The organism is Pedobacter borealis DSM 19626, assembly GCF_000708285.2.
Taxonomy (GTDB): domain Bacteria; phylum Bacteroidota; class Bacteroidia; order Sphingobacteriales; family Sphingobacteriaceae; genus Pedobacter; species Pedobacter borealis.
Map to the genome: position 1 here is coordinate 81,596 of NZ_JAUG01000029.1, position 14,399 is coordinate 95,994.

At 38.9% G+C, this 14,399-nt stretch carries 12 protein-coding genes and 1 pseudogene; 5 read left to right on the plus strand and 8 right to left on the minus strand.

All coding sequences use genetic code 11. The features are described 5' to 3' along the window. The first annotated feature begins 179 nt into the window (after nucleotides 1-179). Nucleotides 180-788, plus strand: a complete 609-nt coding sequence (locus tag AW17_RS10455; protein WP_029276152.1) for a GIN domain-containing protein — start codon at nucleotides 180-182, stop codon at nucleotides 786-788. Nucleotides 789-1,205: 417 nt separating this feature from the next. Here the strand turns inward: AW17_RS10455 and abc-f are convergent, their stop codons facing one another. The 5 genes from abc-f to AW17_RS24145 all read right to left on the minus strand — a co-directional run bounded on the left by abc-f (nucleotide 1,206) and on the right by AW17_RS24145 (nucleotide 5,615). Then, nucleotides 1,206-2,840 (minus strand): ribosomal protection-like ABC-F family protein, encoded by a 1,635-nt coding sequence (gene abc-f / locus AW17_RS10460; protein WP_029276154.1) that lies wholly within the window; start codon nucleotides 2,838-2,840, stop codon nucleotides 1,206-1,208. A gap of 190 nt (nucleotides 2,841-3,030) precedes the next feature. Then, nucleotides 3,031-3,423: a molybdopterin dinucleotide binding domain-containing protein gene (locus AW17_RS24620; RefSeq protein ID WP_209444227.1), complete on the minus strand. Its 393-nt coding sequence runs from the start codon at nucleotides 3,421-3,423 to the stop codon at nucleotides 3,031-3,033. Between the two features lie 38 nt (nucleotides 3,424-3,461). Further along, a complete protein-coding gene (locus AW17_RS25255; protein WP_209444229.1) occupies nucleotides 3,462-4,250 on the minus strand; it encodes a molybdopterin-dependent oxidoreductase in 789 nt (262 codons plus the stop codon). A gap of 18 nt (nucleotides 4,251-4,268) precedes the next feature. Beyond that, a complete protein-coding gene (locus tag AW17_RS25260) occupies nucleotides 4,269-5,387 on the minus strand; it encodes a molybdopterin-dependent oxidoreductase (protein WP_209444231.1) in 1,119 nt (372 codons plus the stop codon). Between the two features lie 3 nt (nucleotides 5,388-5,390). Continuing rightward, on the minus strand, nucleotides 5,391-5,615 hold the full coding sequence (locus AW17_RS24145; protein WP_425339092.1) for a DUF7009 family protein: 225 nt from the start codon (nucleotides 5,613-5,615) through the stop codon (nucleotides 5,391-5,393). Here AW17_RS24145 and AW17_RS25375 point away from each other — a divergent pair. Together AW17_RS25375 and AW17_RS10475 are read left to right on the plus strand one after the other, a co-directional pair. Continuing rightward, nucleotides 5,614-5,706 carry a RagB/SusD family nutrient uptake outer membrane protein gene (locus tag AW17_RS25375; RefSeq protein ID WP_425339093.1) on the plus strand — a complete coding sequence of 31 codons (93 nt, stop codon included), beginning with the start codon at nucleotides 5,614-5,616 and terminating at the stop codon, nucleotides 5,704-5,706. The genes AW17_RS24145 and AW17_RS25375 overlap by 2 nt on opposite strands. 299 nt (nucleotides 5,707-6,005) lie before the next feature. Next, nucleotides 6,006-7,874: a sulfatase-like hydrolase/transferase gene (locus tag AW17_RS10475; RefSeq protein WP_051691757.1), complete on the plus strand. Its 1,869-nt coding sequence runs from the start codon at nucleotides 6,006-6,008 to the stop codon at nucleotides 7,872-7,874. Between the two features lie 315 nt (nucleotides 7,875-8,189). On the opposite strand, the pseudogene AW17_RS10480 reads toward AW17_RS10475, so the two are convergent. The 3 genes and pseudogenes from AW17_RS10480 to AW17_RS24155 all read right to left on the minus strand — a co-directional run. After that, a pseudogene (locus AW17_RS10480) lies at nucleotides 8,190-8,435 on the minus strand (DUF2264 domain-containing protein); the annotation flags it as partial. A 13-nt stretch (nucleotides 8,436-8,448) separates the two neighbouring features. Then, nucleotides 8,449-10,563, minus strand: a complete 2,115-nt coding sequence (locus AW17_RS10485) for an alpha-galactosidase (protein ID WP_029276159.1) — start codon at nucleotides 10,561-10,563, stop codon at nucleotides 8,449-8,451. A gap of 12 nt (nucleotides 10,564-10,575) precedes the next feature. After that, complete coding sequence (locus AW17_RS24155; RefSeq protein WP_157280261.1) at nucleotides 10,576-10,740, minus strand: hypothetical protein; 165 nt, start codon at nucleotides 10,738-10,740, stop codon at nucleotides 10,576-10,578. A 524-nt stretch (nucleotides 10,741-11,264) separates the two neighbouring features. Here AW17_RS24155 and AW17_RS10495 point away from each other — a divergent pair. Beyond that, the gene (locus AW17_RS10495; RefSeq protein WP_083488678.1) at nucleotides 11,265-12,974 is read left to right on the plus strand and encodes a tetratricopeptide repeat protein; all 1,710 of its coding nucleotides are present in this window, start codon (nucleotides 11,265-11,267) and stop codon (nucleotides 12,972-12,974) included. 300 nt (nucleotides 12,975-13,274) lie between these two features. Next, nucleotides 13,275-14,210, plus strand: a complete 936-nt coding sequence (locus AW17_RS10500; RefSeq protein ID WP_051691758.1) for an AraC family transcriptional regulator — start codon at nucleotides 13,275-13,277, stop codon at nucleotides 14,208-14,210. Nucleotides 14,211-14,399: the final 189 nt, after the last annotated feature.

The window sequence follows — 14,399 nt, forward strand, 5'->3', positions numbered from 1 at the left end:
AAATGAACATACCTAAACGGGTAATAAGCAAAAACAACCCTTACCAAGCGATTAAGGTGACATTTACTTTTTGGCACCCGCTTGGTTAACCACGAAACTGAATAATGTTGGTACAAGCTGGTTTTAAATAGTGCACCACCATAAGCTTAATAAATTTTAACATTTAAATAAAAAACACGATGAAAACTTCAATTAAAACGCTAATCGTTACTGCATTAGCAGTAATTACTTTAACGGCTGCCCTTCCAAACAACTTAAGGGCTACAGAAAAAAACACAACGATGCTTTACAAGATTCAAAACTTTAGAAGGATTGTGATAAAGGGAAATGTAGAGGTGATGCTGGTACAGCGGCCCGCGATTGGAATATCTTTTGCAGATGATAACACTGGAAATGTGAAAGTTATCCAGCAGGGCGAGGTGCTACGCATTACCGATATCGATAATGAAAAATGTAAACTTGTTATTTATGTAAATGATATTTACCGCATTGAGGCTGATCAAAATGCTGTTGTAAAAACAGAAGCAAAGCTCAGCCCTAAATTTCTTCAGATCATTCTTAAGGGAAATGCCTTTGCCGACATCAATACCAGTAGTGAGGGCCTATATACTGAAATTCTCGACAAAAGTACATTAAAACTCAAAGGCAATACCAATCGCCATACGCTGGTTATGGGCAAAGCACCAAATTTGACTATCGATCGTTTTGCTGCCACCCAAACAGATGTTAGCCAGGTGGGAGTCACAGAAGAAGAAATTGTTGCTCTTGTTCCATCCTCAGTTCAATAAATGATAGGAGCTTGGGCTTTAAAAGTAAATCATGCTGGCCAATAATTTTGTCAATCTCATTAAGTTAAGAGATAAATCGCAAAAGATGTCACCCTGAGGGATAATTTATGGTATAAAAATGAATATTAAGACTGAAGAATTTTAAAGAGGTGAGTTGATTAGAAGTATCGTCATCTCGACCGTAGCGGAGAGATCTTTAAATTTGACTTCAATAACATAGTTCAAAGATCTCTCCTCCGAAGGAGTTCCTTTGGAACACTCCGCAGTGCTTCGGTCGAGATGACGATCATTCCATGGGAGTCTTGTCAATGGTAGTGTAGTCGAAGGGCATTTATTTGCGATTTATCAATCTTAAGAAGTCTTCGACTACGCTCTCCACAGGAGTCCTTTGGACAGACTGACGACCGCGGTGCTTGTTTAACTTTGCTCTATTTCCTTCAGGCTATTCATTTTCTTATAAGCTAAGAACCCTTTAATATTTTCAAAGTGTTCACGAACGCGTTTATTGCCAAATTCAAACACTTTTTGTGCTAATCCATCTAAGAAATCACGGTCGTGCGATACCAAAATCAAGGTACCATCAAAATCTTTTAATGCATCTTTAATAATGTCTTTGGTCTTCATGTCCAAATGATTGGTTGGCTCATCCAGGATCAATACATTTACGGGTTCTAACAACAATTTAATCATGGCCAAACGGGTTTTCTCGCCACCAGAAAGTACCTTAACCTTTTTTGTGGTATCATCGCCACTAAACATAAAGGCGCCTAAAAGGTCTTTGATTTTTATTGAGCCGTCGCTTAACGGAATTTGATCAATGGTTTCGAATACCGTTAGGTTTTCATCCAATAATGCGGCCTGATTTTGCGCAAAATAGCCAATCTTAGCATTGTGACCTACTTTTAAACCACCTTCGAAATCAATTTCACCCATAATGGCTTTAATCATAGTCGATTTACCTTCGCCGTTTTTACCAACAAAAGCCACTTTTTCTCCTCGTTCGATCACCATAGATGCTTTTTCAAAAACAACATGATCGCCGTAAGTTTTAGTCAGCTCTTCTACCATTACCGGATACTGACCTGAACGTGGTGACGGTGGAAATTTTAACCGCAACGCTGAATTATCCACTTCATCGATCTCAATTACTTCAAGTTTCTCGAGCATTTTTACACGCGATTGCACCTGTAAAGTTTTAGAATAGGTCCCTCTAAAGCGATCGATAAATTCCTGGTTGTCGGCAATAAAACGTTGTTGTTCTTCGTAAGCTTTCAACTGGTGTACACGACGCTCGGCACGCAGCTGGAGGTAATGGGTGTATTTGGCTTTATAATCATATATTCTGCCCATGGTTACCTCAATAGTACGATTGGTAATGTTATCTACAAAGGTACGATCGTGCGAGATTACCATCACGGCTTTTGCCGAATTGATCAGAAAATCTTCCAACCATTGAATACTTTCGATATCCATGTGGTTGGTAGGCTCATCCAGTAAGATAAGATCAGGTTTCTTTAATAAAATTTTGGCCAACTCGATACGCATGCGCCATCCACCCGAAAACTCAGAAGTTTGGCGGGTAAAGTCTTTACGCTCGAAACCCAAACCTTTTAATACTTTCTCTACTTCTGCATCGTAATTGGTTTCTTCGATAGAATAAAATTGCTCACTTAATTCAGATACCCGCTCGATAAGCTTCATATAATCGTCACTTTCGTAATCGGTACGGATAGTCAGTTGTTCATTCAGCTCATCAAGCTCTTTTTGCATCTGGTTTACCGCTGCAAAAGCTTTCATGGTTTCCTCAAAAACAGTAACATTGTCATGAGTAAGCAAATGTTGTGGCAAATACGCAATCACAGCTTCTTTCGGACCTGTTACGCTACCAGATGTAGGCTTAGCTACATCAGCAATGATTTTTAGAATGGTCGACTTGCCTGCACCATTTTTACCCATTAAGGCGATTTTATCGTTCTCGTTTATCGAAAAGGTTACGTCGCTAAAAAGGGTGGTTCCGCCAAATGAAACGGAGATATTGTTTACATTAATCACAATTGGGAATATTAAATTCGCGGCAAAGATAAAGGAAAGCAGTTAAATTTTAGCTAGAAGATGAGACATAAAAAAGGCCTCGCCTCTGAAACACCATGCAATCAGCCTGCAGCGAAATGGATCATCAGTTGAAAGACGAAATGTAAATAACGCAAAATTTATAACGTGGTCGCTCCTGTCTATTTTCAGTTTATAGCTGAACAGTCTGTTCCAGTTTTTTCACTCTTTCATATATCCCGGGGTCATGTTTTTTAATCCTGATCTTTACATATTTCGATGCGGGCATATTGCTTTCTTTCACTACATTGTTGATCCCTACCAGGACATTTGTTTCCGGGAAGTAGGTAACCGCATTTTTTTCAGGAATCTGATAGGAAACAATAATAAACAATGGTGCTATCCGCTCTATTCCATCATCATAGTTGAATAAATCTACTTTATCGCCAGCTTTCAACCCTGCACCATCAATGTCATTCTGGTTCATAAACACTACCCTACGTTCATTCTTTATGCCCCGGTACCGGTCATCAAGCCCATAGATGGTGGTATTAAACTGGTCGTGTGTACGAGTTGTAGCCATCATATATTCTCCATCTTCTAGATTATTTTCAGGCAGGCTGGTTAATGTAAACGGTGCTTTTTCTCCAAAATCCTTTGTAATAAATTTCCCGTCCCTTGCGAGATTAGGCAGATAAAATCCTTCTTTACGCCTAACCTTTTCATTGTAGTTTTCAAACCGGGGATACATTTTTCGATGTCGTCCCTTACAGCATCGTAACTTTCTGCGTAACGTTTCCAGTTGATGACCGATTTATCGCCTAAAGTTGCCATCGCCATACGGCATACAATCTGTGTTTCATTAATTAGATTGTCTGATACCGGTTTCAGCATTCCCTTTGATGACTGCACTACCCCCATCGAGTTTTCTGTAGTGATAAACTGATGCACACCATTTACCATATCAATATCGCTCCGGGATAGTGTTGGCAGTATGATGGATTCCTTTCCATGAACCAGGTGGCTACGGTTCAGTTTTGTAGATACAGAAACGATTAAATTAAGTTTTCGTACCGCATTGGCGGTATAGTTTGTATCTGGTGTTGCAGATAGAAAGTTCCCTCCCAAGCAGAATAAGACTTTGAGTTTTCCTTCATGCATGGCTTTTATTGTCCTCACCACATCATAGCCATGTTTACGGGGAGGATTAAAGCCATAAAAATCCTGAAGACGGTCTAGTTGAGCATCTGTAGGTTTTTCATCAATCATCATGGTCCTGTTTCCCTGAACATTACTGTGTCCACGAACAGGACAAACACCTGCCCCGGGCTTACCAATACTACCTTTTAACAACAAGATGTTGAGCATTTCCTTAATCATATCTACACCATTGGGCTGCTGTGTGATCCCCATTCCCCAGCAGATAATAATTCATTTTTTAAATGCCAGCATTTGTGCAGCATCGTAAATCAACGCAGTAGAAACACCAGATTCCTTTGCAAGTTCTGCTAACTTATAGGTTTCGAACTGTTTGATAAAAGCGCCATAGCCAACTGTTTTTTCGGCGATAAAATCATGATCGAATACCGCCCCTGGAGATTTCCTTTCAAATTCAAGCAGAAGCAGTTCAATCGCTTTTAAAAGGGCCATATCGCCATTTATTTTTACAGGCAGGTAAATATCAGCGAGTTTTCCGCCATTCCCTAGCACACCACTTACCTCCTGAGGGTTACGGAACCCCATTAATCCCGCTTCAGGCAAGGGGTTTATGGCAATAATCTTACCACCATTCTTTTTACATTTTGCGAGGGCACTCATCATCCTCGGTGCATTGGTCCCCGGATTCTGGCCGACGATCACTACTACATCGGTATCGTAGAAATCTTCGAGCTTTACGGTTCCCTTTCCAATACCAATTGTTGGGCGTAGTGCAGTACCTGATGTTTCATGGCACATATTGGAGCAATCGGGCATATTGTTGGTCCCATATTCTTTTGCAAATAACTGGTAAAGAAATGATGCTTCATTACTCGTTCTTCCCGAGGTATAAAATGTCGCCTCATCTGGGGTTTCCAATGCATTCAGATGGGCTGCAATTTTTGAGAATGCATCATCCCAGGTGATAGGTTGATAGTGGGTGCCCCCCTGTGGCAGGTACATTGGCTCGGTTAACCGTCCCATTTTTCCTATGGTGAAATCATCCAGTTTTGCCAGGTCAAAAACAGAATTTTTCTTAAAAAATTCGGCAGTAACCCTTTTGGTTGTAGCCTCTTCGGCAAGCGCCTTTGCGCCATTTTCACAATATTCTCCCAATGGAGACCGTTCATCATCCGGATCCGGCCAGGCACAGCTCGGGCAGTCGAAACCGCCTGCCTGATTCATTTTAAATAATGCCCTGGTGCCTCTTAAAAGTGTTTTTTCTTCAATTAGGTCCCCGAAAGCGGCCACTACTGCCGGTATGCCAGCGGCCCATGTTTTCACGGGTGTTAGTTTAAGGCCTAACAATTTATAGGGATTCTCTGCAGCAGGTTCTTTTTTATCGTTCTCCATACCTTAACTATTTAAATGGGGATTGGGGTAATTGTCGCTTTGGTCTTCTTCTACATTATCCAGGCAGGTAAAGTCCTTTTCTATCAGCAAACTAACAGGCCCGCTAAGGTTACTAAATCCTACCTTATCTGTATTGACCAGTTCTTCCACCATTTTCTCCGGCATGTACAGCACGATGCGGTTATCAATAAAATCGGCACTTAGGTTGTTATCACTTGTAGTTGTTATGCAATCGAACTCAGGTTATTACCTATACCCGGTTCCATCGAACCAAATTGTTCTCAATCCAAAAATCGTGCAAAATCCAGGATGGAAATAACCCAACTATCAGTAATTACCGCCCATTAAAATTTAGGGCGGTAATTTTCCCCATACATTTATAATCCTTTTTATTTTCGTTCCTTTATTTTAAAATATGAAAAACCGTAAAAGCAAAATCCTGATCTTCAGTTTCTTTTTTATCTCCTTTTTCTCTTTCAATGTGGATCTTTATGCTCAGCAAAAACCAAATATCATCTACATTTTGGTAGATGACCTTGGCTATGGCGATCTCGGCGTCCTATTTCAAAACCAGAGGTCAAAAGCCTTCCGGCTTTGTTATCACCCCATTTAGATCAAATGGCAAAATCAGGAGCCATATTAACTCAGCAATATGCCAATGCCCCAGTATGTGCTCCATCAAGGGCATCTTTAATGACCGGAGTAAACCAGGCCAATGCCAGTGTGCGGGACAATCAATTCGATAAGGCTCTGGAAAACAACCACACGATAGCAACGGTATTAAAAAATGCAGGTTATGCCACTGTTGCCATCGGGAAATGGGGTTTACAGGGAACCGATGAAAAACAAAAACCAAACTGGCCCGCCCATCCTTTAAAAAGAGGTTTTGATGATTACTTTGGATATATGCGTCATGCAGACGGACATGAACACTATCCTGTGGAAGGTACATATAGAGGCAAAAAAGAAATTTGGGCCAACTACAAAGAAGTTTCCGAAGGGTTACAAAAGTGTTATACTACCGATTTATGGACTGCAAAAGCAAAGGATTTCATTATAAATTTTGAGCAGAAGAACCAGAACAAAAAATCTTTTTTTATGTATCTGGCTTACGATGCACCACATGCAGTACTCGAACTGCCGACACAAGGGTATCCAACAGGCGGGGGACTAAAGGGAGGACTGCAATGGACCGGTCAAAAGGGAAAGATGATCAATACCGCCTCTGGAGATGTTGATAGTTATGTCCATCCTGATTATGCAGATGCTACTTACGATGATGATAAAGACCCAAATACCCCGAAGGTTCCATGGCCAGATACCTATAAAAGATATGCAACAGCGGTAAGGCGTCTGGATGATGCAGTTGGCGATATCAGAAAGCTACTATCAGATTTAAAAATTGATGATAATACACTAATTGTTTTCACCTCCGACAACGGCCCATCGATAGAATCTTATCTTCCAAAATCTTTTGTAGCTGTTAAACCGACTTTTTTCAGTAGCTATGGCCCCTTTGATGGTATAAAACGTGATTGTTGGGAAGGTGGGGTGCGTATGCCCGCCCTAGTGGTTTGGCCAAAGCGCATTCCTGCTGGCAAAGTTGTAAACACTCCCTCAATGCTCTCGGACTGGCTGCCCACCTTTGCAGGAGCCGCTAAAACCTTTGCACCTGTAAGAACTACTGGTGTCTCCCTGCTTCCTTCATTGACGAATATCGGAAAGCAGGACAAAGCTTTGGTATACAGTGAATATTTTGAGGCTGGCAATACACCAGGCTTCGATCAATTCGAACCTGGGCATGCCGGCAGAAAACGTAATCAGATGCAGCTCATCAGAATGGGAGATTTTGTAGGGGTACGGTATGATATCAAATCAGCTGATGATCAGTTTGAAATTTATAACGTAGTAAAAGATCCAAAGGAAAAAAATAATCTGGCAGGTCAGGACGGTTTCGAGAAGCTGCAAGCTAACATGAAAGCGAAGGTATTGCAGCTAAGAATTTCAGATCCAGACGCATCCCGCCCTTATGATAATACACCGGTACCTGGTATAGATTTGCCTAAAAACGCGAAGAAAGGTTTAAAATGGTCATTTTTTAAAGGAGATTTTCCATTTATACCATCATTAAACGCTCAACGTGCTGATCAATCCGGAGCTACCAAATCACCTGTTCAAATTAAAACGGCCAAAGGGATGATTATGTATAAAACCTATATCAAAATACCAAAAAGAGGATTATATACTTTTAAGCTTATTTCAGATAACAGCGCATTTGTCAAGCTTCATCAGTTTAATCTACTCGATGCAGATTTTGATTATAAAACTGGCGAAGTTATCCAAAAGAGCGTCACACTCGATGAAGGATATCACCCACTCACCATATATTATTTAAAAGATCAAAATGTCAAAAAAGGGTTCAAATTGCAATTTAAAGCGGCATCTGGTACATGGGAAGATCTAGGAGAGAAAAATTGCTTTTATTAGTGCGGGCTATCCACCACAATAGGGCGATAATTTGCATTGAGGTACTTTGAGAACAACCCATGCAACGGTTGTGCCAAGCAGTAAACCTATAGCTATCCTGCAAAACTTTGCTTTTATTTTCAACAATATTTTCGCCAAAAATCAAATCGTTATTCGACTGTGCGATCTTTTCTACTCTTACACTTAAGGAAACACGACAATGTGGTGTTTCCTTTTTTTTTTAAAACAAATACTTAAAAAAAGAATATAGGTGTTAGACTGGAGATTTCGCTGAAATTGGTTCTTCGTCACTTTTGGTGAAAGTATATTAAAAAACTACACTTTACTTGTCAGCCCAAGTTTCTTTTCAAAAGTAATCCCAACTTCCCCTAGCAGGTTATATACCTGCGCTTTTTGATATTCTATACCATATTCTTTCTTAAGTCCATCACAAAATGGACAAAATTCTTCACCAACACTTAATAGCCAAGCTTCTTCTATTGCCGTAAATAGCAACCAATTATTATAAGCTCCAGTCCTGTTTCTAAGAGACTTGATTTCAGCTATGTATCTTTTCTGTGTTTGTTCGTCAAAATCACTTTACCCCATTTGCTACTGCATCAAATACCAATACCTCAAAAGGCTGCAATACAAAAGTTATAGGTTTACCCGCTGTGGCTTCCATAGCTTTAATACGCTGATCTTGGTATGGTGACCTTAATTGATATTTCCTGGCCGCATTTGGAGGTAACTCAAAGGCATTTTCTATATCAATGGTAATTTTTTGCTCCTGATCACTTGGGTTACGCATACACAGTACTGCTTTATTGTCTTGCCATGAGGCATAGCAATAAGGCTCACCTTTATTTGGATCGCCTAGTACCCAATGGGTGTCGATTAAAGTACCAACATTTTTCTTACTCCATCTAATGCATTCTGCCAAGTCGTCCCACGCCTTCTTATTCATCAAATCGGGCGATAAATAGAGTTCCTGTAAATTTGTACCTAGTGCAAAATAACTGCGAAACTCATTGGTCATGTTATTGCCTGCTTCCGATGTCTTTTTTGCCTGATAGTAGTGGCCTAGAACTACCCCGTGCACCATCATGCTATTAATTGGGTATAAGGGTGCCCTTTCCACAACCATTTTATACATCTCCCCATCACGGTAATTCATACCCCGTTCCCTGTTGTCGCCCTTCCCAATCCAACTGACATCTGCTCCACCCATACGCCACGTACAGTCCACGAAATTAAGCCAGAATGGGGACGGCCAGGTTCCCACAGTTGTATTGATAAACAATTTGGGGTTTTTAGCATGCAGTTCTTGTGCAACTTGGCATAAACGCATAAAATGTCCTGTTGATTTTAAGTTACCAAACGTTCTTCCACTGTTTTCATATGGTGCGGCATTATCCCATTTAAAATAATTGATTGCATATTTATCCATAAAATCTGCACAGATTTGTTTGTATAGATTGTAATACCCTATATTGCCCATATCAAAAGTGGTAGCATTTTTTGGTAATGCGCCTTTTTTAATGGCCCAAGCAAGACGTTCTTTTTTTCCGCCATAGCCTCCATAAGGCGACACCCACAAACCAATCTTAATATCGCCCAGTTTTTTTTGCAAATCAGAAAAACCATTGTTAAATCTCTTTTGATCAGGGCTCCACAGATCTACACTTGGATCGTCCCATCCGTCATCCAACACAAATCCATCCAATTTAATCCCTCGCTCTTGCACCAATTCTGCTTGATAGGCTCTTGCCGTCTTGATTAGCTTTTCTTCTGAAAGATCTCCGCCCAAGTCATACCAGGAATTGTAATGCAAATATTGCCTAAAAGGTGAAGCCCGTTCCCGTTCCAGGTAATACTGAAATGTCCTGCGGCGCTGTTGTTCAGGAAACACACCTATCATAGTACTAATTTGGTAATGGTCGGTTGCGCTCAACGATAATGTCGTGGGCATAAAAAGTGTAGTTACATTTTCGGCTCCCGGATCGCTTTTGGCTATATAGGCAGGCTGTTCAATTGCTGCCAGAATAGTCGTGGACGGGATGCTGTATGGAGATCCCGGAACAGTTCCTAGAGAATTGGCAGGCAAATATTTAATTGGCAAACGAAACATCGATATCCCGGAAATTGTATCGACAAGCTCCTTTTTGCTACTGATGGCAAATACCTGCCTAATGTAATTTGATCCATCACGGAGTTCTGCCTGCCAATTAATTACAATTCTTGATTTTTGGTTGAACAAGGTCAGGCGAATTGCCTTACCTGCAATACCATCTGCCACTCTTGGGCCTTTTGCATTGGGCATCAACGCAACAAGCTGAGGCCTTGAAGTCACCACAAAATCGCCTGCATTGAATATACCTGAAGAAATGGTTTCAAATCCGTATGCAGAAATCCCACCAAAGTTGAGCGTTTTGCCGTTTTTCAAATCAGTGAAACTAATCAATTGCAAGGAACCATTCTTAATGGACCAATCTGCTTTAATTAATTGATTACTTAAGGTAAGCTGATTGTTCATTAAACTGGACTTTGCCTTTCCAGGCATAGTTGAGAGTGGCCAGTTTAGGGTTGTTTTTACATCCCCCGTGGGCAGGTTATCTTTTTTTACCTGAGCACTTAAGGAAAAACTGTTCAATGAAACAGCTAGTCCAATTAGTAGGTGGGCGAGCTGGCTTGGTTTGCTACTGTTCAAAATATAAGGGTTTTAATTGTGGTTAAATAAATTGTTCGTAAAACTTTGCTGTATTATAGAACTGGCATCAAGTAGTTTTAAGCTCCAATCGTCTAAGGCACTCATACCAAACTTAAAGCAGCTACGCCACTGATTATTCACAAAACCCTCATTAAACTGATGTATTTTGGTCTGCATTGGCGTAACTTTTAACACATTAAAAATCTATTGTGCGCTTAATACAAATTTGGTTAGTTGTCTTGCCCCTAAACTATGAATACCTAAATTAAAGAAAGCATCTAACACCGCACAAACGTTTGTTTACAAATAATTATTTATATTAATTACGAGAAGACGCCACCAGATGCTTGTTGTGAATTGCAAGGTTACAATTTAGAGAAACGATGCCAATTTGTTTAATCATTTTTGACAGGATGGGCAGTGAAATATGGCGCAAGTTTTTTGCCAAATCTGTTATGTTCAAGCTTAAAAATAACAACATTAAAGCAATAAACCTATGGTTGCAATAGTGTATTTCTGTTCCTTTAATTGTCGGGTTGTTAGAAGTTTCACGAATAAAGAATCATTTATCTAATTTCGACAAGCTACCTCTGTAGCTTTGAAAAATAATTAAGCGTTTCGCAAGAACCTGAAGTATTGTTTCAATCAGAGCAATAAATACGTTTAAGATTTGTACTTTTATAATTATAAAACGCAATCCGGTGATCGTTACCTTTTTAATTCGTTCGTTCCAAGCTAAAAAAAAGAAGATTTCATTAAACAAACCTATTGTTTTTATCGTGTGCGCTTTGCTGTTTTTTTTAAACACTAATGCACAAAACTCAAAAAAAGATAGCTTAAAAACACAACTTAAATTAGCAAACACTGTTGAGGAACAGTTTAAAATAACAGTGGAATTAATTAAATTAAATACAAAAACCAACCCAGCTTTAGCATTAACTTATGCAGAAGAATTGGTGGAGCTAGCCAATATTAATAAATCGGATTCACTGATAAACAAGGCAAATCTAAACTTAGCTACTGTCTATCTATACTTGGAGAACTTCCCAAAATCTCTCCAGTACTATTTTAAGGTTATCAATAATGCCCAAAAGGATACAGATCCAGATGTGCTTGTTTCTGCATACGTGAACTCAGGTAATATTTATGTCTTCAAAAGTGATTACAAAAATGGCATTGCCAAATATACTAAAGCGCTTGACTACCTGAAGGCAAAAACCAAACTTAACTTCGCGAGAAAAGCAGGCGTACTTAATAATATCGGCAGTCTTTACAAAGAAATAAAAGAGTATAGCAAGGCGATGGTCTATTTAAATGAAGCTATTAAATTAAGCAAACAAATAAATGATCAAGGGAATATTGCGAATATTCTAAATAATCAAGGACAAGTATACCAGCATCTTGGCAAAAATGACTTAGCACTCCAGCGTTACCTTGAAGCGATGGAAATAAGAAAGAAGACCAACGATTTGACTGGATTAGCTACTTCGAATTTCAGGCTTGGCCAATATTATTATAGTATAAAAAACTTTGCTATCGCAGAACAGTATTTTAAAAAAATTACCTCCACAAAGAATGACTCCGGCTCACTAAGCGTCATTAGTCAGGCCTCTTTTTATCTGTACAATATTTACAAGCAGCAAGGGAAATACAAGGACGCCTTACAATCCATCGAAGTTCATAAAAATGCTAACGACAGTCTATTCAACGAAGCCAGAACTCGGAAAATAACGCAGTTGGAAATGCAATTTGAATTTGACAGAGTGCAAAACCAACAAAAGATCAAACAACGTGAAAAAGACCTGTATAGTTGGCTTATAGGCATTACATTGGTTCTTTCATTAGCCATTATTTCTCTTCTTTTCTTCCTACAAAAAAACAAGGCCAAAAGACTACATTTGGAGCAGAATCATTTAAAATTAGAAAAACAAAATCTGGAAAAGGATATTGAATTAAAGGACAAGGAGCTTACCACACAAGTATTACATTTGGTCCAAAAGAACGAACTGATCGATGTAATCTCTGAAAAGTTAGTCGATATCAAAAGCAATATGAACACTGAATCACAGCAACAGGTTCAAAAGGTGATTACTGATCTCCAATCCAATTTACAACCGGAGCTTTTGAAAGAATTTAAGCTTAGATTCCAGCATGTTCACAACGACTTCTTTAATACTTTAAACGAAAAATTCCCAGATCTTAGTCCGAGTGAATTAAGGTTATGCGCTTTCTTAAAACTAAACCTAACGACTAAAGAAATCTCTGCCATTACCAACATTAGTCCCAAATCAATTGAGATAGCACGAACCCGTTTACGTAAAAAGTTAAATTTAACTGGGACTGATACGAATCTCGTGACATTCTTATCGCAATTGGAACAGGCATCAGTACATCAAAATCTGCAAGCTTAGATACTATCTTATTCTTAAATTGTTTACGACCTCTAGGCTTAATACCTGTCGGATAAGTACCATTAACTTACAGTATTTTAACAGGATGGGACAGCCAACAATATTCAATGAAAATTCTCTAAAACAAGACCTTCAGCGTTCATTTCTCTTTATTAATCATCTTGTAGTGCTAATATTAGTGTGAAATGACATCATTTGGTGGTTTTGTAGTGGTTTTGTAATGGTCAGTTTTTATTTCTTTCGTGATCAAAGCACGTATTTAGGGTATTATTAATTCGACCAAACCTCATTAACCAAACCATGGAGAATATCAACCCCGAAGATGACTTCTTTGAAAAAAACCAAATTACCGTCCCTAAAGCTGTAATGCAAGAGCTCGTTAAGAACAAATTTTTCAAAAATGCGCTTTACATTACTGAAATCGGATTTTTTATTAACGCTAACAATCGTTACAGATTAAGCGAAAGTAGCTGCCCTGATTATGTCTTGGTTTATTGCCAAAATGGAAAAGGGCATTGTGAAACGCGAAATGAAATCTTTCCAATGGAAGCCGATCAGTTCATGATTTTATCACCAACTCAGTTTCATAGTTTTCAGTCGGATCCGAACAGCCTTTGGAGCATTCAATGGTTGCGTTTTAGTGGTCTTATGGCTGACGAGTTAAAAAACAGTTTAGACTTACAACAGTTTGAAAAGCCATCTCCGCTATTTTCTAGTAATCAAATTCCCGAGGCGTTTCAGAAGATTTTTTCTTGTCTTGCTGATGGCTTCGCTTTAGAGAATATCGGTTATGCCAATCTTAATTTATATCATTTAATTACTTTATTAATATTCTTAAATAAGGAGAGCAGAAACGTAAAAAAGGATGAAGATCAATTGGAACAATCCATTTCATTTATGAAAGAAAATCTTCACAGGTCACTTACAGTTGAAAGTATTGCGAAGGAATTTAATTATTCTTCATCGCATTATTCGACGCTATTTAAGCAAAAAACTGGCCTTTCTCCAATTGATTACTTTATTAGGTTAAAAATTCAAAATGCTTGTCAACTGTTAACTAAAAGCAATCTCATTGTAAAAGAGATTGCTCAAAAAGTAGGATATGACGATCCATTCTATTTCTCTAGGATGTTCAAAAAAATAATAGGAAAATCGCCAATTGAATATAAAGAACGTTTAGAAATTGAACGAATGCAAGCAGTTTTGGGCATACAACAATTTGAATTAGCGAGCTAAGGAGCATAGTGCTAGTGTAATAGCAAGCAACATAGTACAAGAAACAAAGAACAAATGAAAAAGAGGTTGTATCATAAGTTCTGATTTCATTCGAACTTGTCACGTTGAGTTTGTCGAAATGCTTTGAAGGGCATTTAAACAGGTCCTTCGACAGGCTCTCCACAGGAGTCCTTTGGACAGGATGACAAT